16 protein-coding genes are annotated in these 21,604 nt (G+C 59.9%); 10 read left to right on the forward strand and 6 right to left on the reverse strand.

The window, feature by feature from the left end:
* Positions 1 to 252 precede the first annotated feature (252 nt).
* Together FGZ14_RS03385 and rlmF are read left to right on the forward strand one after the other, a co-directional pair.
* Positions 253 to 2,670, forward strand: coding sequence for an endonuclease MutS2 (locus FGZ14_RS03385; protein ID WP_139921218.1), 2,418 nt, complete (start codon positions 253 to 255; stop codon positions 2,668 to 2,670).
* A 95-nt stretch (positions 2,671 to 2,765) separates the two neighbouring features.
* On the forward strand, positions 2,766 to 3,695 hold the full coding sequence (rlmF, locus tag FGZ14_RS03390; RefSeq protein ID WP_139921220.1) for a 23S rRNA (adenine(1618)-N(6))-methyltransferase RlmF: 930 nt from the start codon (positions 2,766 to 2,768) through the stop codon (positions 3,693 to 3,695).
* Between the two features lie 128 nt (positions 3,696 to 3,823).
* Here the strand turns inward: rlmF and FGZ14_RS03395 are convergent, their stop codons facing one another.
* The 4 genes from FGZ14_RS03395 to FGZ14_RS03410 form a co-directional block, all read right to left on the reverse strand.
* Positions 3,824 to 6,103, reverse strand: a complete 2,280-nt coding sequence (locus FGZ14_RS03395) for a phospholipase D-like domain-containing protein (RefSeq protein ID WP_139921222.1) — start codon at positions 6,101 to 6,103, stop codon at positions 3,824 to 3,826.
* A 357-nt stretch (positions 6,104 to 6,460) separates the two neighbouring features.
* Positions 6,461 to 7,489 (reverse strand): UDP-N-acetylmuramate dehydrogenase, encoded by a 1,029-nt coding sequence (murB, locus tag FGZ14_RS03400; protein ID WP_139921224.1) that lies wholly within the window; start codon positions 7,487 to 7,489, stop codon positions 6,461 to 6,463.
* A gap of 132 nt (positions 7,490 to 7,621) precedes the next feature.
* A complete protein-coding gene (locus FGZ14_RS03405) occupies positions 7,622 to 9,022 on the reverse strand; it encodes a sugar MFS transporter (RefSeq protein ID WP_139921226.1) in 1,401 nt (466 codons plus the stop codon).
* 81 nt (positions 9,023 to 9,103) lie between these two features.
* On the reverse strand, positions 9,104 to 9,712 hold the full coding sequence (locus FGZ14_RS03410) for a zinc-dependent metalloprotease family protein (RefSeq protein WP_139921228.1): 609 nt from the start codon (positions 9,710 to 9,712) through the stop codon (positions 9,104 to 9,106).
* Positions 9,713 to 9,809: 97 nt separating this feature from the next.
* Here FGZ14_RS03410 and FGZ14_RS03415 point away from each other — a divergent pair, with 97 nt between their 5' ends.
* Complete coding sequence (locus tag FGZ14_RS03415; RefSeq protein ID WP_139921230.1) at positions 9,810 to 11,003, forward strand: class I SAM-dependent RNA methyltransferase; 1,194 nt, start codon at positions 9,810 to 9,812, stop codon at positions 11,001 to 11,003.
* Between the two features lie 153 nt (positions 11,004 to 11,156).
* Complete coding sequence (locus FGZ14_RS03420; protein ID WP_139921232.1) at positions 11,157 to 11,819, forward strand: hypothetical protein; 663 nt, start codon at positions 11,157 to 11,159, stop codon at positions 11,817 to 11,819.
* Positions 11,820 to 11,854: 35 nt separating this feature from the next.
* Here the strand turns inward: FGZ14_RS03420 and FGZ14_RS03425 are convergent, their stop codons facing one another.
* Entirely contained in the window at positions 11,855 to 12,199 is a 345-nt protein-coding gene (locus FGZ14_RS03425; protein ID WP_139921234.1) for a four-helix bundle copper-binding protein, read from the reverse strand.
* A gap of 157 nt (positions 12,200 to 12,356) precedes the next feature.
* Between FGZ14_RS03425 and recQ the strand changes: the two genes are divergently transcribed.
* The 6 genes from recQ (at position 12,357) to FGZ14_RS03455 (ending at position 19,351) form a co-directional block, all read left to right on the forward strand.
* The gene (recQ, locus tag FGZ14_RS03430) at positions 12,357 to 14,633 is read left to right on the forward strand and encodes a DNA helicase RecQ (RefSeq protein ID WP_139921236.1); all 2,277 of its coding nucleotides are present in this window, start codon (positions 12,357 to 12,359) and stop codon (positions 14,631 to 14,633) included.
* A 286-nt stretch (positions 14,634 to 14,919) separates the two neighbouring features.
* Positions 14,920 to 15,621, forward strand: a complete 702-nt coding sequence (locus FGZ14_RS03435; RefSeq protein ID WP_139921238.1) for a DUF2306 domain-containing protein — start codon at positions 14,920 to 14,922, stop codon at positions 15,619 to 15,621.
* A gap of 52 nt (positions 15,622 to 15,673) precedes the next feature.
* A complete protein-coding gene (locus FGZ14_RS03440) occupies positions 15,674 to 16,591 on the forward strand; it encodes a hypothetical protein (protein WP_139921241.1) in 918 nt (305 codons plus the stop codon).
* A gap of 229 nt (positions 16,592 to 16,820) precedes the next feature.
* A complete protein-coding gene (locus FGZ14_RS03445) occupies positions 16,821 to 17,630 on the forward strand; it encodes an XRE family transcriptional regulator (protein ID WP_139921243.1) in 810 nt (269 codons plus the stop codon).
* A gap of 197 nt (positions 17,631 to 17,827) precedes the next feature.
* Positions 17,828 to 18,547, forward strand: a complete 720-nt coding sequence (locus tag FGZ14_RS03450; RefSeq protein ID WP_139921245.1) for a pirin-like bicupin family protein — start codon at positions 17,828 to 17,830, stop codon at positions 18,545 to 18,547.
* Between the two features lie 84 nt (positions 18,548 to 18,631).
* Positions 18,632 to 19,351, forward strand: coding sequence for a GAF domain-containing protein (locus tag FGZ14_RS03455; RefSeq protein ID WP_139921247.1), 720 nt, complete (start codon positions 18,632 to 18,634; stop codon positions 19,349 to 19,351).
* 358 nt (positions 19,352 to 19,709) lie between these two features.
* Here FGZ14_RS03455 and FGZ14_RS03460 read toward each other — a convergent pair whose 3' ends face one another.
* Positions 19,710 to 21,563, reverse strand: a complete 1,854-nt coding sequence (locus FGZ14_RS03460; RefSeq protein WP_139921249.1) for a M2 family metallopeptidase — start codon at positions 21,561 to 21,563, stop codon at positions 19,710 to 19,712.
* Between the last annotated feature and the right edge of the window lie 41 nt (positions 21,564 to 21,604).

Raw genomic sequence — 21,604 nt, forward strand, 5'->3', positions numbered from 1 at the left:
CATGTCGGTAGCAAATCCTACCCCCCTGGCACGCCCAAAACCTCAGCGGGGGCCGCAGTTCGTTGAACGACAGGTATTGTTCCGCCGGGGTTATCAAAAACGCTTTCACCTCATCCATTCTTTCTCACCTGTCACTATTTACCTCCTTACCTCCTCACCTCATATTCCAATTATTGAATCTTTCCCGCCCCCGCGAGTGTTTATCTTCGCATTCCCATTCTATTCCCAAGTACCCACTACCACCTACTTCGTTTGATTCTTCCTCAGAACTTTGAGCAAAAAATAGGTTTCTCGCAGCTGCGCGAAATGCTGGAACAGTTGTGCTTAAGCGCATTAGGCCGGCAGTTTGTGGCTAAGATGTCGTTCCAGACCAAGGCCGACCAGCTGGAAAAACTACTGCTGCAAACCGACGAATTCCGCCAGCTCCTCAACAGCGGCGCCGATTTTCCCAGCCAGCACTACCACGATGTGCACCAGCACTTGGTGCGCGCCAACCTGCCCGGCTCTTACCTGGACGTAGCGGCCTTCTTTGCCGTGAAAATGAGCTTGCGCACCATTCGGGAGGCGCTGACTTTCTTTACCCGCGCTGAAGAAAACCTGTACCCAACCCTGCGTTTACTGGGCATTGGCGTGCAGGTTGACCGCAACCTCATGGCCAACCTGGATAAGGTGGTGGATGATGAAGGCCAGGTGCGGGAGGATGCTTCTCCGCTGCTGCGCCAGATCCGGCAGGAGCTGATTAACCGCCAGGGCCAGCTGCGCAAGCAGATTGCCGGCATCCTGCGCCACGCCCGCCAGGAAGGCTGGGTACCCGAGGGGGCCGAGCCCACCATTCGGGGTGGCCGCCTGGTGCTGCCTGTAATTGTGGAGCACAAGCGCCGGGTGAAGGGCCTGATTCACGATGAGTCGGCCACGGGCCAGACGGTGTTCATTGAGCCCGAGGCCGTATTCGAGCTGAACAACGACATCAAGGATCTGGAAAATGCCTATCAGCGCGAGCTGGTCCGCATTCTGACCCAGCTCACGGCCCAGCTGCGCCCCCACATTCCGGACCTGCGCAAGGCCTACCAATACCTCGGCCTGCTCGATTTTGTTCGGGCCAAGGCTCAGCTGGCGCGTCAGCTGGAAGCGGTGCTGCCGAAGCTCAACCCCCGCCCCCTGATCCGGTGGCAACGGGTGCGGCACCCGCTGCTCTACCTCACCTTCCAGGCACACGCCAAGGATGACCCCCGCGAGGTAGTACCCCTGGACATCGAGCTAAACCAGGAACAACGGATACTGCTGATTTCGGGGCCGAACGCCGGTGGTAAGTCGGTGAGCATGAAGACGGTGGGCCTGGTGCAGTACATGCTGCAGTGCGGTCTGCTGATTCCGGCCGGTGAGGAGTCGGAGGCGGGTGTGTTCGATGATATTTTCCTGGATATCGGCGACGAGCAGAGCCTGGAAAACGACCTGAGTACGTATTCCTCGCACCTGCTCAGCATGAAGCAGTTCGTGACCCTGGCCAACAAACGCAGCCTGGTGCTGATTGACGAGTTTGGTACCGGTACCGAGCCCAGCCTGGGCGGCGCCATTGCCGAAGCCGTGCTGGAGCAGCTTAACCGTGCCCGGGCCTTCGGGGTCATCACGACCCACTACACCAACCTCAAGAACTACGCCGAGCGCACGCCGGGCATCATCAACGGGGCCATGCGCTACGACCCCGAGCAGCTGCAGCCCCTCTACCGCCTCGAAATCGGCAAACCAGGCTCCAGCTTCGCCATCGAAATAGCCCGCAAAATCGGGTTGCCCAAGCAAATTGTGGAGCGCGCTACTCAGCTGGTGGGCAAGGACAAAATCCGCTACGACCGGCTGCTGGAAGGCTTGGAAAAGGAGAAAACCGAGTTGGAGCAGCGCACCGCCGAAGCGGCCAAGCAGGAGCGGCGCATGAAAAAGGCAGCTCAGGAATATCAGGACCTTAAAAAGTACCTCGACGATACGACCCTTGAGGTGCTGCGCGACGCCAAATCCAAGGCCAAGCTGCTACTCAAGGATGCCAACCAGCAGATTGAGGCTACCATCCAGGAAATCAGGGTAGGGCAGGCCGAAAAGGAGCGCACCAAGGAGGCCCGCGGCAAGCTGGATACCTTCGTGCGCGAAAAGCTGCAGATTGAGCCGCCCAAGCCCCGGGCCACCCGTGAGCTGGCCGACCCCAACACCCTCAAGCCCGGCGACAAGGTAGCACTGCTGGGTCAGGAGGGCCACGGCGAAATTATGGCCGTAAAGGGCAAGACGGCGGAGGTTTCCTTCGGGGGGCTCAAAACTATCGTCAAGGTCAACCAGCTCGAAAAGCTGACGCGGTCCGAGATTCGGGAGCGGGAAAAGGAGGCGGCTCGCAAGGCCCCGGCCCAGCACGCTACCCTCGATATTACCGGCCGTATGTCGGGCTTCAATACGACCCTCGACTTGCGTGGGGAGCGGGCCGAGGATGCTCTAAACCGCATCATGGCTTATGTGGACGACGCTGTGATGCTGGGCGTGCCGGAAATCAAGATTCTGCACGGCCGCGGCAACGGCATTCTGCGCCAGATTGCCCGCGACTACTTGCACAAGGTACGCGAAGTAGCCAGCGTGGCCGACGAGCACGCTGACCGGGGCGGCGACGGCGTAACCATTGCCGTACTGAAATAAGCTCAGCACCGTTTCTTTTATCGTATTTCCAACCAGTGAGAACCCGCTGCGCCAGAACGTAGCGGGTTCTTTACTACCCTACCTAGTTCTTTCAGATGCACCCCCGTAACCCCCACGCCGCCCGCTACAACTTTCCGGAACTCGTGCAAACCAGTCCTGAGCTGGCGGCTTTTGTAGTCCCCAATCCCGCTGGCGACAGCAGCATCGATTTCGCCAACCCCGCCGCCGTGAAGGCCTTGAACCGGGCCCTGCTCAAGCAGTACTACGGGGTAGCGCACTGGGATGTGCCCGCCGGCTACCTCTGTCCGCCCATCCCGGGCCGTGCCGACTACCTGCACTACGCCGCCGACCTGCTGGCCGCCGACCACGCGGGGGGAATTCCGCGGGATAAATCGGTGCAGGTGCTGGACGTGGGGGTAGGGGCCAACTGCGTGTATCCCATCATTGGGAGCCAGGTGTACGGGTGGCGCTTTGTGGGCTCGGAGGTGGATACCATAGCCTTGCGCGCCGCCAAAAGCATGGTAGCCGTAAACCCTACCCTGGCTGGCCGGGTTGACCTGCGTCTGCAAAGCAACAAGGAGGACATTTTCCCCGGCATCGTGAAGCCCCGGGAAGAGTTTGACCTGGTTATCTGCAACCCGCCTTTCCATACCTCCGCCGCTGATGCCGCCACCGGAAGCCGCCGCAAAGGCCGCAACCTGGGTTACGCCAAAACCAAAACCTCCGAGCCCCTACTCAACTTCGGGGGGCAGAACACGGAGCTCTGGTGCGAAGGCGGCGAAGAGGGTTTCCTCAAGCGCATGGTTGCGCAAAGCGTGCCGCTGGCTTCCCAAGTGCTTTGGTTTTCGTCGCTTATCTCCAAAAAGGAAACCCTGCGCAGCGCCCACTATTTCCTGGGCCAGGTGGGTGCTACGGAGGTGAAGGTGCTGGATATGAGTCAGGGTCAGAAAGTAAGCCGCATAGTGGCCTGGACCTTCCAGGATGAAGCTCAGCGCCAAGCCTGGGCCCAGCGCCGCTGGAAATAGGGAGTAGGTGGTAGGCCAGAAAATAGCCGCCGCCCGGCGCGGCGGTTCGCACCAAATTCTGTTGTTATTCCATGAAAAAAGCCGTCCCCACCTGGGGACGGCTTTTTGCGGTAAGAAGGAAAGCAGAACTACTCCACCACTACCCGGCTAACCTGGGTTGACTCGGGCGTTTCAATCTGAACCAGATACAGGCCGGCGCGCAGCGACGACGCATCCACGCTCACTTCCTGACCGTTCAGGGCCTTGGTCTGATCGAGGACCACGCGGCCGGTAGCGTCGCGCAGCACCACGCGGGCCGTGCGGGCCGCGCTGGTTTGCACCCGCAGCTGGAACTTGCCGCTGGTGGGGTTGGGGTACACCTGCACCGCGCTCTGAGCCACTGTTTGCTTGTTGCTCAGCACCAGGCTGCACACCTGAAAGCCCCGGTTCTGCTCGCTGATGCGGGCCGAGAACTCCTGGAAATACTGGTTCACGATGCGGGCATCGTGCACGATGAGCGTGTTCTCGTCATTTTCCGTGTCGGCCGAGAGCGACCAGTTGTGCGAGCCCACAAACACCTGCGGATCCGACTGCGAGGCGCCGGCATCCACGATGGCGTATTTGTGGTGCATGATGCCGGTAGTATTCTTCACGATGGCCCGGTCGCCCAGGGCCGTGCGGATGGTGCGCAGAATGGCGCCGGTGCCGGCGTTGCTGGTGTCGTTGAGCAGCACCTCCGAGCAGGCCCCGATGTTGCGGGCCTTTACCTGGTCGGCAATGGCGCGGCCCAGGTCGGTGCGCGTTACCAGCATGGTGGCAATATGCAGGTCGTTATCCGCCGATTGGATGGCCTGAATCAGGCGGCTGTTTACCTGGTCAGTCGGCGAAAACCACGATTCCACATTTTTGCCCCCGATAACGAAGTAGTGCGGAGTATTGTCGGTTTTGGCCGAGCCGAAGCGGGCCGTGGCCGTAGTACCGCCGCCCCACATTTCGTTGAACTCCAGGGTATAGGTACGGGCTAGGGCCTGGTCCTGGATGGCAATGGCGTTGTTGCGGTCCAGGTTCAGTTGGGCCGGAGTCCAGTTCGTGGAGCCCGTCCAGACCCACGGCACGTTCGGGTTGGGGTCTTCGGCATCAATCACCACAAACTTGTTGTGCATGATGTTCTGCTGGGTCTGGCGGCCGATGCGCGGAATGGCCGCGTTCAGGCCCGTAATGCTGGCATTGGTGTTGTCATCCTCGAAAACTACGCGCACCTGCACGCCACGGGCGTGGGCAGCGTTTACGGCGTTGAGAATGGTAACGCTGTTCCAGTTATAGATGGCAATATCCAGGGTTTTGGTGGCCTTGCTGATGTAGCGGGCCACGGTGTCGGCAATGGTGCCGTTAGCCAGGTAGGTAGCGCCGTTGCCGGGCAGGGCCAGGGCCGTGTTCACGGGGTTGGTGAAGTAGGCCCGCATTTTACCGCTGGAGAGCGAGGCCGTTACCATCGGTACAATGCGCGACTCCGAGGTGCCGATGGCATTGGTGGACGAGGCCCGCACGTAGTAGATAACACCGGGCTGCAGGCCCGTCAGGGCAATGCGGTGCTGAGTAGCGGCGGCCGTAGGGCCGGCCACGGTGGTAAACGGCCCGGCCAAGGAAGTGGCGTACTCTACCTTGGCCGTACCGGCGTTTTCGGTAGCAAAATTCACTGTGAAGCCAGTGGTGCTAATGCCAGTAGGGAAGGGCGAGCTGAAGAAGTTGGGCGTGCCGCCCAGAACGAAATCCTGGTAGCGGCGCGGCAGCAGCTGGTAGCCGCCTACCCCGGTGCTGGCAAACTGGCTCATAATGCCCAGCACGTCAAACTGGCCGCTGGGGGCCTGCTTGCCCACAATGTCGTTGCCGGCGTTGGCCGCGGCGGCCGTGCGCAGCACGGCCCCGGTCTGCCCGTTGAGCAGGTAGTTGGTGTTGCCCCCGAACGTGCTGACGGTTCCGCCGGTGCTGGTGGTAATGGACGTGTTCTTATTGATGCGCACTACCCGCGACTCGTACTGCTCGGCAAAAACCGAGGTAACGGCGGAGGCATCTACGTTAGCCGCGGGCCGAATAACGCGGTTTTGAGCCAGCACGGTTACGCTGCTCACGGGGTCCATTTCCAGCAGGCCGTTGAAATTCTTCAGGGTGCCGCTGATTTCGATACTGTCGCCGGGCACCAGGCCCGAGAAGCCAGCCGCGGAGGTAGAATAGGCGGCCAAGCCGCCTGTGCCATCCTGCAGGTAGCGAATAACCCCCAGTTCGGGGCCATTGGTTACCACGCCGCGTACGGTCACGGTGGCGCCCGCGCCATCGGTGCGGGCTTCCGCTACCGATTTCACAGTCTGGGCCGTTGCGGTTGGCAGGGCCGCTCCGCCACAAAGCAGAGCCAGCAGAGTAATTTTCTTCATCAAATGAAAGAAGTGGGGGATGAGGTGGGAAGCAAAAACTGCAACAAATATCCTGATCTTATACCAAAGAATAAGCCAGCCCCGAAGAAGATTTTCGGAAGCAAGCAAGCTGGTATTTTGAGGGTAAATATTTGATTTTCAAATATATCAGCAGTATATGTTACGCCAAATCATACCGGCTAGGAAACCGAGCAGCCTGTCTGCGGGGTGCTTGGGGGTAGGCGGTTAAGCGCTTTTTGTTGTGCGTACTCATGGGCACGGCGGCCGAGCTGGAACTACCGGCCGCGTTGCTCGACGATACCCACACGTAAAAAAAGGCCCGACTGCCAAGAGGAAGCCGGGTCTGTGCATGAAGCGCTAGAAGATGTTGACCTCGGGGTGCAGCTCAATACCGAATTTTTCGCGCACGGAGGCAATGATGTCGTGGGCCAACTCCCGAATGTCCTGGCCCTGAGCGCCGCCGTGGTTTACCAGCACCAGCGCCTGCTTGTCGTGCACGCCGTGGGCGCCCCGGCGCTGGCCTTTCCAGCCGCACTGCTCAATCAGCCAGGCGGCCGGCACCTTTACGCCGCCCGGTACGGGGTAGCCCGGCAGCTCGGGGAAGCTGGCTTTCAGCTCGTCGAATTTCAGCTGAGAGATTTCCGGGTTCTTGAAGAAGGAGCCGGCGTTGCCAATCTGGGCGGGGTCGGGGAGCTTGCTGCGGCGGATGTGCATCACGGCTTCGCTCACCTCGCGGGGGGTAGGCTCGCCCCCAATGCCCATGTCTTCGAGAGTGGTTTTGATGGCCCCGTAGCTGACGTTGGGCCGGGCCTGGCGCTGCAGGCGCAAGACCACACCCGTAACAATGTACTGGTTTTTCAGGGGGCCTTTGAACACGCTTTCCCGGTAGCCAAACCCGCACTCACTGGCCGAAAACGTACGCACCTGACCCGTGCTGATTTCTAGGGCCTCCAACTGCTCAAACGTATCCTTTAGCTCGGAGCCGTAAGCCCCGATGTTCTGGAGTGGGGCCGCGCCTACCGTGCCCGGGATGAGGGAGAGGTTCTCGATGCCGCTCAGCTCCTGATCCAGGGTGTACTGCACCAGCCCGTGCCACGACTCGCCGGCGCCGGCCCGCACCAGGGCCGTTTCCTCATCCTGACTGATGATATCAAGGCCCCGGATTTCATTTTTGAGTACGACCCCGTCGAAGTCGCGGGTGAAGAGCAGGTTGGAGCCGCCGCCCAGCACCAGTTTCTCTGCGGCCTGTACTTCGGGCAGGGCCAGCAGCGTCTGCAGTTCTTCTACCGAGGTGAACCGGGCGAAAAGCCGCGCTTTCACGTCCAGGCCAAACGTGTTGTAGGGGCGAAGGGAAACGTGGTGTTCAAGAACGGGAGCCGAAGCCATACGAAAAGCGCTGAAGGTGATTTCGGGGCAAAGGTAGCCGTTTGGCTATTGTGCGGATTACGGCGGGCTACAAAAGAAAAGGTCCGCCACCCGATGCCGGGTAGCGGACCTTTTAAGCAGTTGGGCCAGCAGCTAGCGCACCCGGTACCCTCGTAGGGCATAGAACAGTAGGTAAGCGTAGCAGAACACTGGCAGCACGAAAGCCACCCGCAGACCACCCGCGTACGTAGCCATGGCCCCCATCAGAAACGGAATAGCCGCTCCGCCCACAATGGCCATAATCAGGTAAGAAGAGCCCTGCTTGGTAAACGGACCCAAACCCTTAATAGCCAGCGGGAAGATAACCGGCCACATAATGGAGTTGCACAAGCCGCAGAGTACCACCAGCCACAGGGCCGCCTCGCCGCGTACCAGCACGGCCGCCGCCACGCTCAGCAGCGCCACGGCGCATACCAGCACCAAGGCGTAGCGGGCATTGATGCGGCTGAGCAGCGGAATCCCGATTACCCGCCCTACCAGGGAGCCAAACCAATACGAGGATACCAGCACGGCACCCACAGCCTTCGTGAAGCCGGCAGTAGTATCAATAGGAGCGGGGGCTTGCCCGAACAGAGCCGCAGCCCAGTTGGTGGCTACGCTAAGGCTACGTACCAGAGCCTGCGTGAACCCTGAGAGCTGCCCGATATTCTGAGCTTCACCGAAGCGGATGAGGTAGTCGCCCAGCCCCACTTCCACGCCCACGTACAGGAAAATGGCCCCTACGCCCAGGGCCAGATGGGGGAAGGCCAGGGCCGAGGTCCGGGCCGGCAGGGCTGCTTCCGTGGGGTTGACTTCCTCATCGGCAAAAGTCTCCAGCTCAGGCAGCTTCAGGAAAGCGAATATGGCGGCCAGCACCGCCAGAAACACGGCCAGCCCAATGTAGGGCCCTTTCACTAGAGCGGCTTCCTGGCTCAGGCGCTGAGCCACCGGCATGGCCGCCAGTTGGGCTTTCAGCACCTCCGAGCCCCCGAACAGCAGCATACCACCCAGCAGAGGCGAGAGGGTACCACCGAAATTGTTGGCCACGCCCACCAGGCTTACCCGCGAAGCCGCTCCGCTGGCCGGCCCCAACACCGATACGTACGGATTAGCGGCCACCTGCAATAGCGTGATGCCCGCTCCCAGCACCGCCAAACCCAGCAGAAACACCCCGAAGACCCGCGAGTTGGCCGCCGGAATAAACACCAGCGCCCCTGCCGCCATCACCAGCAACCCCACCACAATGCCGCGCTGGTAGCCCAGCCGTTTCAGGAGCACACCCGCCGGCAACGACATCAGAAAATAAGCCCCAAAAAATGCCACCGATACCGTAGAGGATTGAAAATCGGTGAGCTGGCACACGTCCTTGAGGTAGGGCATGAGCACACCATTGAAGTTCGTGACGGCCCCGAACAGGAAGAACAGGCTCGTCATGGCTGCCATGGGTAGGGCGTAGCTGCGGGACGAGGCGGTAGTGGCGGTAGCTGGAGGAGAGGAAGAGGTAGGAATAGCCATGCAGGCAGAATGAAAGAAAGAAAACAGCCAACCTCGGAGGCCAGCTAAGCAATGCTACGGAGTTTTTTTGGGAAAATGACACTAAGCAGCAGGCCCGGCAAGTGCCCAGCCGCGCTGCCGTAACTGTTTTGCGCAGCGGGAGCAGAAACCGGTTTCCTTATCGGTTGGGTTACCACCTTCGGCGTCGCGCATGAAGCAGGTGGGCGCCGGGCAATGCGGCAGCCCCTGGGTGTGACCGATTTCGTGTAGTACTACTTTGTAAAATTGAGTGGGAAGCTGACGCTGGCGCAGCCGGAAGCTAGATGCGACAGCCGCCCGGCCTGGCTGGTAGCCCAGCCCCAGCACGCCCCAGTCGCGGCGGTCATTTTTGGTGGTGCTGATGTCACGCTGAGTTAGACCAATTACCACGGTGTCGGGTTGGTACTGCCGCACCAGGTAGCGCAGCAATGAATCGGCGCGGTACCGGTGGCGCGGTGGGTAGTAAGCGGCGTTTGGGAGTGCGCGTCGCGGGGCCAGTACCACTGTGCCCGCAGTGCGCCGCAACTGCTGATACACGGAGTCAGCCAGCTGGTGTGGTAGTCCTTGGAAGGGCAGCAGGACTAGTACCGGCGGGGTAGAGCGCCAGTGGCAACTCAGGCAGGTTAAGCCAAGTAGCAGAACCGCCGGTAAAATAAAAATTCGGAAAGACATACTGAGTTTCTGGTAGAGACCACGCAGTAAAAGTACACTGCCAAGCCACCGTGGCAGCGTACCTTTGCTGTCTTCTATTGCTTTACTACCCCCTCTTATGGCTGCCAACCGCCGTTCCGCCCCGTTTTACATGACTGCTACCACCCAGTTTGGGCTGGAAGAGGTGCTGGCTGAGGAACTACGCCAGTTGGGAGCTAAGATTGATAAAGTGGGCCAGCGGGCCGTAGAGTTCACCGGCGATACGCAGCTGCTCTACGAGGCCTGCCTGTGGTGCCGCACGGCCATGCGCATCCTGCGGCCCTTCGCCGGTTTCTATGCCCGCGACGAAAAAGCGCTGTACCGCGAGGTTGGCCGCATTGATTGGCAGCGTTTTATCCACCCGGATCAGACCTTCGCCATTACGGCCGTCGTCAACAAATCCACGTTCGAGCACTCCCTGTTTGTGGCCCAACTTACTAAGGATGCCATTGTAGATCAGTTTCGGAACCGCACCGGCTCGCGCCCCAGCGTGGACGTGAAAAACCCCGACATCCGCCTGCACCTGCACATGATTGAAAACGAGGTAACCCTGAGCCTCGACGCCTCCGGCGAATCGTTGCACAAGCGCGGCTACCGGCAGCAAACCAACGTGGCCCCGCTCAACGAGGCCCTGGCCGCCGGTCTGCTGCTGCTGGCGGGTTGGGATGGTAAAAAGACCCTCATCGACCCCATGTGCGGCTCCGGTACCCTGCTCACCGAGGCCGCTATGATTGCCCAGCGCATTGCCCCCGGCCTTTACCACCAGGGCAAGTTTGGCTTTGAGAATTGGGCCGATTTCGACGCGGCCCTCTGGGAATCAGTACAGCTGGACGCCCGGCAGGCCCGCTTAGAAGACCCTCAGGCCTACCTGGCCGGCTCCGATTTGTCGCGCGAGTACATTGAACTGGCCCGCCAGAACGTGGCCGCCGCTGACCTGGAAGATTTCATTCGGCTGGGCGTGCGCGACGTGAAAGAAGCCAAAGCCCCCGCCAAGGAGGAGCCGGGCATCGTTATCATGAACCCGCCCTACGGGGAGCGAATCGGGGAGGAAGCCGAAATGGATGCCCTCTACAAAGCCATCGGCGACACGCTGAAATCGGGGTTCCAAGGCTATGATGCCTACGTGTTTACCGGCAACCTGGAGGCGGCCAAGCGCATCGGCCTGAAAACCTCCCGCCGCATCCCGCTCTACAACGGCCCCATCGACTGCCGCCTGCTCAAGTACGAGCTTTACCAGGGCACCCGCAAGGTTTCGCGACCCGAGCAGGGGTAGGAAGAAGAGGTTAGCCCCTGCGGAAGGGGTAGGGAGTATTATATCAAAACCACAGGTTGTCCTTTGCTGCGCTTAGGACAACCTGTGGTTTTGGCTTGAATAGCACGTTCTTCACCCGCTTTTCTTAGAATCCAAGGCAACAAGCCCGGACCAGTGGCAGATTCTTATCTTTCGGCGGCCTCCATATCAGAAGCCACTCCGCTCATGATGAACGTATTGTACATAGTAGGAGGGGTAGCCGTGGCGGTTGTCGGCGGTATTTTCTATGTGTTTACGCTGGGGCAGCGCTCCGCTTCGTACGAGCTGCGGCTTACCCTGCGCGATGCTGCCGGTCATGCTCTGCCTCACCAACGGGTTCAGGTCTGGAGCCGAGGTAGTACGCCACTTGAATTCCAGACGGATGACGCCGGCCAGCTGCGACTAGCTCAAAGCCAATCCTTTGGAGCCAGTATTCTGGGGCCGCGCCGGCCGGGGGCGTTTACCGTTGGCTTGGCCTTTCCCGGTATCTCTCCCTTATACTATCAGTTTCCCGTAGAGCGGTCAGGGCCCGTAACCTACCAAGTGTTCAATACTTACTACGATTACAACTATACCAGTTGGGTCGGTGACTTCGATGCCGAGCACTGCGTGCGCACGCAAATCAAATACAACACGGGGAAGCTGCAGCAGGCGGTGGCTCCTGCGGGCGGGCTGGTGCAGCGCTGGCAAGCCGCCGCCGAGCTGGCCCACGTAGGCAAGCAGCAAAATGTGCACGCCTACGCTCTGGACTTGTTGTTGCAGCTCAGTGGGACAGAAATCCCGGAAGCAGTACGGTAACGCCTAAAGCCCGCTGTGCTAGCCGGCCGGAGGGCCTACCCCTGGTACTGGCGGCAAGCCTCCACGCAGGCCCGGCAGGCAGCCGCGCATTTCTGGCAATGGTCATCCTCATGACGGCCGCATTCTTCGGCGCATTTCTGGCAGATTTCGATACACTCTTTGATGACGTGTTTGGCGTGGTCGGAGCCGCGGGCTATGAAGGCGGCGGTGAGGCGGCAGATGTCGGCGCAGTCGCGGTCGAGGCGAATGCAGGGCACCATCATCTGCACATGTTCTTCGTGCAGGCAGCCATCTATGCACATTTCGCAGGCGGCAATGCAGCGGCTAAGGGCGTCGAGTACGGCTTGATTTTGGGAGAGGGATGCAGCGGAAGTAGCCATAGGGGTAACCTGTTGAAGGTGAGAAATAGTCTTCTGGTAAACGGAATAGTCGGGGCCAATGGCTGTTCAGGATTGTGCCCGGCAAGTGCACCATTTCCGCCCCCGGCCGGTTATATTCACTCTTTCTCCCCGCCGCGTTTCGCCGTATCTTTACCCCATGTTATTTGCTGCCGAACAACTCGCTCCCACTCTCGATTCTGCCCGTCGCGTCCTGAAGAAATACTACGGCTACGACACCTTCCGGCCTATGCAGGAAGACATTATCGGCAATATTCTGGGAGGGCAGGATACCGTGGTGCTCATGCCCACGGGCGGCGGCAAAAGCATCTGCTTCCAGGTGCCGGCCGTGGTACAGGAGGGCGTGTGCGTGGTGGTGTCGCCACTGATTGCCCTGATGAAGGACCAGGTGGAAGCCCTGAAAGCTAACGGTATTTCGGCTGCCTACATCAACAGCAGCGTCGGCCAGAGCGAGCAGAACAACATTGCCGCCGACTGCCTGAACGGCTACCTCAAGTTGCTTTACGTATCGCCGGAAAAGCTTCTCTCCGAAGGTTTCCTGACGTTTCTGCGGCGCATGCGCATCAGCATGTTCGCCATTGACGAGGCCCACTGCATCAGCTCCTGGGGCCACGATTTTCGGCCCGAGTACACCCAGTTGCGGGTGCTGCGCGAGCAGTTTCCGCAGGTGCCCATCATTGCCCTGACGGCCACCGCCGACCGCCTTACCCAGCGCGATATTCAGCAGCAGCTGCGCCTGAGCGAGCCGCGGGTGTTCCTCTCCAGCTTTGATAGGCCCAACCTCAACCTCATCGTGCGCCCCGGCCAGGATAGGGTAGGCGGCATCCTGGAGTTTCTGGAGCGCCACCAGGGCGAGGCCGGCATTATTTACTGCCTCTCGCGCAAGCAGTGCGAAACTCTGGCCCAGAAGATTCAGGCCAAGGGCATTAAAGCGGGTTTCTACCACGCCGGCATGACGCCCAACCAGCGCGGGGCAGTACAGGAAGCCTTCCTGAAGGACGATTTGCAGGTGATTGTGGCCACCATTGCCTTCGGCATGGGCATCGACAAGAGCAACGTGCGGTGGGTAATCCACTACAACCTGCCCAAGAACATTGAGGGCTATTATCAGGAAATAGGCCGCGCCGGCCGCGACGGGGCCCCGGCTACGGCCGTGCTGTTCTATTCCTTCGGGGACGTGATGAGCCTGCGCGACATGCTCACCAAGGAAAACCCCAACCTCACCCAGCTTAACCTCACCAAGCTGGAGCGCATGCAGCAGTTTGCGGAAGCCGCCTCATGCCGCCGCAAAATCCTGCTCAACTACTTCGGCGAAACCCTGGCCCAGGACTGCGGTAACTGCGACATCTGCCGCAACCCACCTACCACCTTCGATGGGACCGAACTGGCCCAGAAGGCGTTATCGGCGGTGGTAAGGGGTAGGGAGCGGCTCAGTATCAACCTGCTGATTGACGTGCTGCGCGGCATGCGCAACCAGGCCGTGCTCAGCCAGGGTCTCGACCAGATTAAAACCTACGGCGCGGGCCGCGACTTGGCCTACCTCGACTGGTACAGCTACATCCATCAGATGCTGAATGACGGGCTGGTATACATTGCCTACGAGGAAGGCTACGCCCTGAAAATCACGCCGCTGGGCCGCGACGTGCTGCAGGGGCAGCGGGCCGTGCCCATGAAGAAGTTCCAGCCCGCCGAGAAAGCCGAAAAGGCTCCGAAAGGCCGGAAAGCGGCCGCTACGGCCAAAGCCGCGCCGGTGTCGCGCGAGGCTCAGCTGTTCGAGGCCCTGCGCACCCTGCGCAAGCGCATTGCCGACGAGCAGGGCGTGCCACCCTACGTCATCTTCACTGACAGCACCCTGCAGGAAATGGCTGAGGAGCGCCCGGTGAACCGCACAGCTATGCTCTCCATTTCGGGGGTAGGCATGAAGAAGTTCGAAACATACGGCGAGGCCTTTATTCGGGAGGTGCTGGCCCACGGTGGCAACCCCGCCGCCCATGCCGAACTGGAGGAGAGCGACCTGTCCACCAACCTCGACCCGGATGACTACAGCGCCGCCCGCACCCCGCGCAAGCGGGAGCCGAAAGCCATTCGTGAGACTAATGGCACGGAGGTCAACGGCACCATGGAAACCACCCACCAGCTCCACCGCATGGGCCTGAGCGTGGAAGCCATTGCCCAGCGCCGCGACCTGGCCATTTCTACCGTGCAAACCCACCTTACTACCTGCTACGGCAAGGGGATGGAGCTGCGCATGGAGGAGTTCCTGAAGCCCGAAGAGCTGGCCGAAATCCAAACGGCTCAGGCCCAGCTGGGGGGTAGCCCCATGCTCCGCGACCTGTTCGACCACCTGCGCGAAAAGTACGACTACTTCCGCCTCCGTTTGGGCCTGATGTACCTGAAGAAGCTGCGCGGGGAGTAGTGAAAAGGTGAGTTAGCCGTTTCGGCGGCACGAGTAATGCCCCAGCGGCGGCGCCTACCCCCTCAAACCAGCCAAAGCCTCAGCAGGGCGACACCCAATCGTGCTACGGTAGGGGCCGCTTTGGCGGGGCTTTGAGCGTTGAGAGGGGGTAGCAAGCTGGCAATTTGCCTTTCTGTTGGGGCTTTTTAGCTTTATTGTCTTGCTTTGTCGCTGCCAGGTTCTCCTGTAGAACCAGAGCACCAGAGGCCCATTAACGTTGCTCACTCACTATCTCATCATCTGACCCATGCTGCGCGTTTTACGGCTACTGTTACTGCTGGCGGTGGCGGCTTTCAGCCTGCGCATGCTCACGATGGTGCTGCCCTACCTGGGATTCGAGAAGGGCATCCTGTTTCTGACCACTAAGTCGGCGGATATCAACGATAATCCGTGGTTCCGGGCGGGGTTCTACGTGCACATTACCAGTAGCTGGTGGGTAATGGTGACGGGCCTGCTGCAGCTGGTGCCCGCCCTGTACCACCGCTGGCCGCGCCTGCACCGGCGTCTGGGCCAAGTGTACGTGGTGAGCATCTTGGCTCTGGCCGCCCCCTCGGGACTGGTGCTGGCCGCCTTTGCCAATGGCGGACTGCCGGCCAAAGTGGGTTTTACCCTGCAGTGCGTGGTGTGGTGGCTGGCTACCTGGCAGGCCTACCGCCTAGCCCGGCAGCGCCGCTGGCTGCCGCACTCTGAGTGGATGCTGCGTGCCTACGCCGTAACCCTGGCTGCCATGAGTCTGCGCCTGGAAAGCTATGGCATGCACTCTTTCTTCCAGACCCGCCCTCTGGAAACCTACCTCACGGTGGTGTGGCTGTCGTGGGTAGGCAACCTGCTGCTAGCCGAAGTGCTGGTACAGGCCGGGCTGGGCAAATGGTACCTGCGGGCCTTCGGGCCACGGGTAGCCCCAGCAGTTACCGCCCCGGAGTCGGTAGTTGCCGCTCATATCGGGTAAGTTGTATATTCCGGTCTGCAATCTTGCTCAGCTACTTTATCCGGTGTTTCTGATGCGCTCCGCCTACCTCTCCACTACCTTGTTAACCTTATTGGCCGCCTGCCAGCAAAAGCCCGTTGCTGATGTTTCCGGCCCGGCTGCTAGCACTGTACAGGCAGTTGCGGCCCCAAAATCAGGTGCTCCAGCGGCCCCGGCTGTCGCGCCGTTGTCGGCTGAGGAGCTGAAGTTTCTGCGGGAGTACAGCCTAGCCGCCCTTCTTGCGAAAGAGCCGGACGACCACGAGGTAATGAACGGGTTCTATGGAGCCGACCACTACCGCATTGAGTTTGCCATGCTGGAAGTGCGCCGGGACCCGGCCAACCCCGCGCACTACTTCGTGAAAGGCAAAAATCGATTCAAGAAGTCCATTACGCCTTTCGAGGGAGATATTTTGCTGACCCAGCTGATGAACCAGCCCCAGGCTGAGCTTCCTAAGGGAGAAACCGATAAGAGTGTGAAAGATTACTACCGGGAGCTGAATCGGCGGAATGCGTACTCCGTGCTGGGGACCTTCACCTTGCGCGAAGACGCCGCCTACAAAGGGGCGGGCACATTCCGGGGCGATGTGCTGATTGACTTCTCGGTATCGGAAGAGGGCGACATCGAACTGTTTACCCGTAACATTAGCAAAAATACCCGGGGCGGGGGCGTCCTGTTTGAGGGTACCTGGGAAAACCCGGAAACGCACCAGCAGAAGCCCGTGCTCTTGGTTCAGAACATCTTTGAATATCAACAGGATATTTTTCGCGACTTCATGGTGGGGGAGCGGGACCGGGATTTCAACCCCAAGTATGCCAAGCTAGGCTGGGATACGTACTGGCAGAACGAGGAGTGGTGGGCCGAGCCCGGGCAGGCTACCGCAGCTAATGAGCCGGAAACGGAAGAAACCTTTTACGAAGACACAACCACTGTTGCCCGCACCTTGCTGTAGCGGCCACTCGCGCCTCCATACACCTCCCTCAGCCGCTACCCTGCGCAGTTAAGAGCAGATGCGGGGTAATATAGTGCAAGGCTGAAGAGGTAAAATTCAGGACCAGAGCCGCGTAAAATTTTAGTAAAAATTTCAGCTAATTGAATTAGTATTCGCGTACTGCGGTTTGTACCTTCGTGAGCCGGTACTTGCTTTGCCGATGCAGCCCTTACTCCCGGCTCCCTGCGTTATGATTAACACCAACCTCAAATTCTGGCGGCGCGAACTGAGCCTCACGCAGGCGCAGATGGCCGAAAAACTGGGTATTAAACGCTCCCTGGTGGGCGCTTATGAAGAAGGCCGGGCTGAGCCTAAGCTGGCTACGCTCGTGAACATGGCCCGCCTGTTCGGTATTTCCCTGGATGCCCTGGTCACCACCGACTTTAGCAAAAAGAAGAACGCCAAGGCTGCCCTGCAGCTGCAGGCCCAAACAGCTGCTACCCCCGAGGCCGGCGCCAACCGCTCCAACGGCAACCTGCGCATTCTGGCCCTGACGGTGGACAAGGAGCAGAACGAGAACATTGAGCTGGTGCCCCAGAAGGCCGCCGCCGGTTACCTCAACGGCTACGCCGACCCGGAATACCTCGAAGAGCTGCCGAAGTTCCGCCTGCCCATGCTGGGCAACACCGGTACTTACCGCGCCTTCGAAATTGCCGGCGACTCTATGCTGCCCATTGCCAGCGGCACCGTCATCGTGGGTCGTTACATCGACGACTGGATGAGCATTAAGGATGGCACGCCCTGCATTGTAGTGAGCTCCAAGGAGGGCATCGTGTTCAAGCGTGTGTTCAACCGCCTGAAGGATGCCGCCATGCTGGCCCTGCACTCCGATAACCCCCTCTATCAGCCCTATCAGGTTGATGTAGAGGATGTAGTAGAAATATGGGAGGCCAAAGCCTACATCAGCAGCACCTTCCCCATTGCCGATCTTTCGCTCAACCGCCTGGCCAGCATCGTACTGGATCTGCAGCAGCAGGTAAGCACCATGAAGAAAGTATAGGCCGCGCTCTGCGCCTCAACAGGTAAGCGCCCACCCTTCCTTCCGGAGGGGTGGGCGCTTCGCGTATGGCCTGGGGGAGCAAGCCTGTGGGTGCGGCGCCGGGCGGGAGAAGGCAATATCTATTGCGCAGGCTTTCCCGTTTAACTAACCGCGCCGTGCCGCGTAAGCTCATCTTAACCCTCAACCTCTACTCCCCGATGCTCAAAATTGTTCCTGCCACCGACCGTCATCATGCCGCCCCCGTTAGCTGGCTCAGCAGCTATTTTCTGTTCAGCTTCGCCGACTACTACGACCCCCAGAACGTACAATTCGGGCCCCTGCGCGTGTTCAACGATGATTCCATTCAGGGCAATGCCGGTTTTCCCCAGCATCCGCACTCCGAAATGGAAATCGTGACGCTGGTGCTGGATGGTGAGCTGACACACGTAGATACCATGGGCAACCGCGCTACTATCAAGAAAGGTGAGGTGCAGCGTATGACGGCCGGCACCGGCCTGGCCCACTCTGAGCAGAACGACACCGACAAGGCGGCCCACATCTACCAACTGTGGTTTCTGCCCAACCAGAAAGGCCTACCCCCCAGCTACGAGCAGAAAGACGTTGATTTTCTGGACAAGAAAAACGAGCTGGTACCGCTCGTGTCGGGGCAGAAAGTGCTGGAAGACGTGGTGTACATGAACTCCAATACCACGGTGTACTGGTGCAACCTGGCCCAGGACAAAACGGTTACGTTCAAGACCTTCCCCATCCGGAACACCTTTATCTATGTGAAGGAGGGTAGCCTGTACATCAATGGCGTTGACATTGGCCCCAACGACCAAGTGCGCTCCACCGACGAGAACGTGCTGGAAATCCGGGCTTCGCGCGATGCCCAGTTTATCCTGATTGATCTGCCAGGTTCCGAGGCGAACTACTAGTATCAGAGGCTCCGTAACTTTTCGGCGGGCTGGTAGTTAGCATCTGACTACCGGCCCGCTGTTTTTGTGCCTCATAGCTTCGCAATGACAAACGTTTTCCCTGACCAGCTAGTCCCCCAGAACGAAACGGCGCGTTTGCGTACGCTGCACCTGTACCAAATCGTAAACACTACCCCAGAGAAAATATTCGACGATTACGTGGCCTGGGCCGCTCAGCTGTTTAACACGCCCATCTCCCTGATTTCGTTTGTGGATGATGACTACGTGCACTTCAAGGCCGTAACCGGGGCCGAAGGCGTACCCGGCCTGCCCCGTACCGAAAGCATGTGCTCGGCGGCCATTCTGCCCGATGTGCCGGTGGTAACCTCCGATTATTCGGCGGAAAGCTGCCGCCTGATCAGTCCTGATGTTGCCCAGGCTTTCGGCCTGAACTTCTACGCCGGCTCGGCCCTGCGCATGCCCGATGGCGCCCGCATTGGCATGATGGCCGTTATCGGGCGGGAGCGTCGCACGCTCTCGGCGGCCGAAGAAGAAGTGCTGACCCGCCTGGCTGATCTGGTAAGCCAAACCGTGGAGCTGCGCTTTCAGTATCTGCACGCCCAGCTGCCCGAGGCCTGGGAAGCGGCCCAGCAGGAGCTGGCAGAAACCCTCGACGATAACGCCACGCTCACCCGCTACCTCAGCACCCGCAACCACGGCATCAACCTGGATGATACGGAGGTGCAGGACCTGGTATTGCGCCGCCTCACGGGGGTAGGGAAAGTGCTGGAACGCCGCCTGCGGGAAGTGCCCTCCGCCGCATAGATAAAAACGAGCACAAAAAAGCCGGCCCACATAGGCCGGCTTTTTCATTACCAGTAGTTAGCAGTAAGGAATCCTAGTACTACTCCTAGTACACACAGCGGGAAAATACTGGCCAGTCGGACCAGATAAGATTCCCCACGGGGGCGGAAAAGACTTACAGCCGCCGCCAGTAAACCAGCGAGAGATACTTGAATAGACACCCCCGAAACCAAGTTCAACCAAAATAACGGAGAGAAGCTACCCGCAGGTCGAGCCTGAAAATAATAGCTGATGCAGTAGATTATTCCTGCTACGGCCCAAGTCAAGGCCGGTCGTTTGCGGAGGTAACTCATCTATACATGGTTGCAATATGCTCGGGTTACATCGTGTACTTGCGGCCTTTGTTCTGCTGCTTGAGGTAGGCCATCAGGGGCTGGAAGTACTCAACCATGGCGCGGGCCGAGAGGTCCTCGCCGGTTTTCTCCCGGAGCACGGTGCGCCAGTCTTTGCTGGAGCCGGGGCGCATGATGTCGGCCAGGAAGGCACCTACCTCCTTGCTGCCGTAGTAGTTGGTGGCGTGCGGGTCCTGCTTCAGAATTTTCTTGGCAATGTGGTCGTGGAGCTGGAACAGAATGACGTACGAAAGGGCGTAGTCGTAATACTGGGCCGGGTCGTCGTTGATGTGGGTTTTGGTGGCGGGGTCGAGGTACTGCTCGCCGCGCGGGGTAGGGGGCACGATGCCCTGGTACTGCTTGGCCAGCTGCCACCAGCGGGCGTTGAGCTGGTCGGCGGGCAGCTTATCGGCGTAGAAGCTGTTTTCCCACTCGCTCATCACTCCGGAGGCAAACGGAATAAACACGGCGTAGTTCAGAGCCTCTTTCAGCAGGGTCTGGGTTTCGTCGGTCTTGACTTTGGGGTCAATCAGACCCAGACCAGCCAGGAAGGGCTTTTGGGTGGCGGCGAGGCCCATCAGGGAGCCCATAGCTTCGTGGTAGCCGCGGTTGGCACCCTGGCGCAGCAGCGGCGGCACCTCGGGGTTGGTGTAGGTGAGGTAGTAGTAGATGTGACCCAGCTCGTGGTGAGTGGTTTCGTACCACTCGGTGTTGCCCTCTACGCTCATCAGGCTACGCACGTCCTGGTTCAGGTCCATGTGCCAGGCCGAGGCGTGGTTGTTCTTCTTATAGGTTGCGCCCTTGGGTAGGGGGTAGAGGCTGGACTTCTCCCAGAACACGGCCGGCAGGGCCTGGAACCCCAGGCTCTGGTAGAACCTCTCGGCCTGCTTCACCTGCCACTCTGGCCCCTTTTTGGCCAGCACCGGGTCGAGGTTCAGGCCTTTCACGTCCACCATGGCGCTCCAGTCCTGGCCCCAGCGGTTGGGCAGCCAGGAGGCGGGCAGATAGTCGGGCACCTGCTTCACGCCGTACTTTTTAGCCAGCTCGTAGCGGGCGTAGGTGTGCAGTTCGCGGTAGAGGGGGCGCAGCTCTTCGTTGATTTTACGCACCAGGGTCATCACTTCCTCCCGGCTCATGCCATAGTCGGAGGCCTGGTAGGAGAAGTAGTCGGGGTAGCCCAGGGCCTGCACGGTCTGGTTGCGTAGGTCGCGCAGGTTGAGCAGGCCGTCTTTCAGCGTGGGGCCGATGGCTTTGCTGGCCTCCCAGATCTGCTGGCGCTTCAGGGGGTTGTTTTCCTTGCGCAGTAGCTCGTCCAGGTCGTTGGTGGTGACGGATTTGCCCTGGTACTTGTAGTCGAAGCCGTAGAGCTTCTCGGTTTGAGCAGCTTCGGCCTTAATGCGGCGCTTCACTACGTCGGCAATGGTCTGGGGCGAGTTGGCAGCGTTGTAGAGGGCCGTTTGCAGCTGCTTCACCTGAATTTCGGTGAGGTCCTGCTTATGCTCCAGCAGCTCCCGCAGGCGCTGAATGTTCCGGGCCGAGCCCGTGAAAGCCGCCATGCGCTCATTGGCCCGGGCCGTGGCGCCGGCATTGGTGGTGTCGCCGGTTACGATGTGGGTGTTGGAGCGCCACTCCGCCTCCGAGGACTGGGTGTAAAGGCGTTGGTATTCAGCCGAGTATTCTTTCAGGAAAGCCTCGGCCTGCTCTTGCCAGTTTGGGGCGGCGGCCTGGGTAGCCGGTTCAGCCGCAGAGGGAGGGGTAGTAGCGGCCGTGGGTGTTTTGGCCGTGGGGGCGCAGGCCGTCAGTACGGCAGCGGTGAGGGTGGGGAGGAAGTATTTTTTCATGACGGGAGAAGCGAAATACGTAGGAATAGCGAAGGTACGCA

This window comes from Hymenobacter sp. DG01 (assembly GCF_006352025.1).
Classification (GTDB): domain Bacteria; phylum Bacteroidota; class Bacteroidia; order Cytophagales; family Hymenobacteraceae; genus Hymenobacter.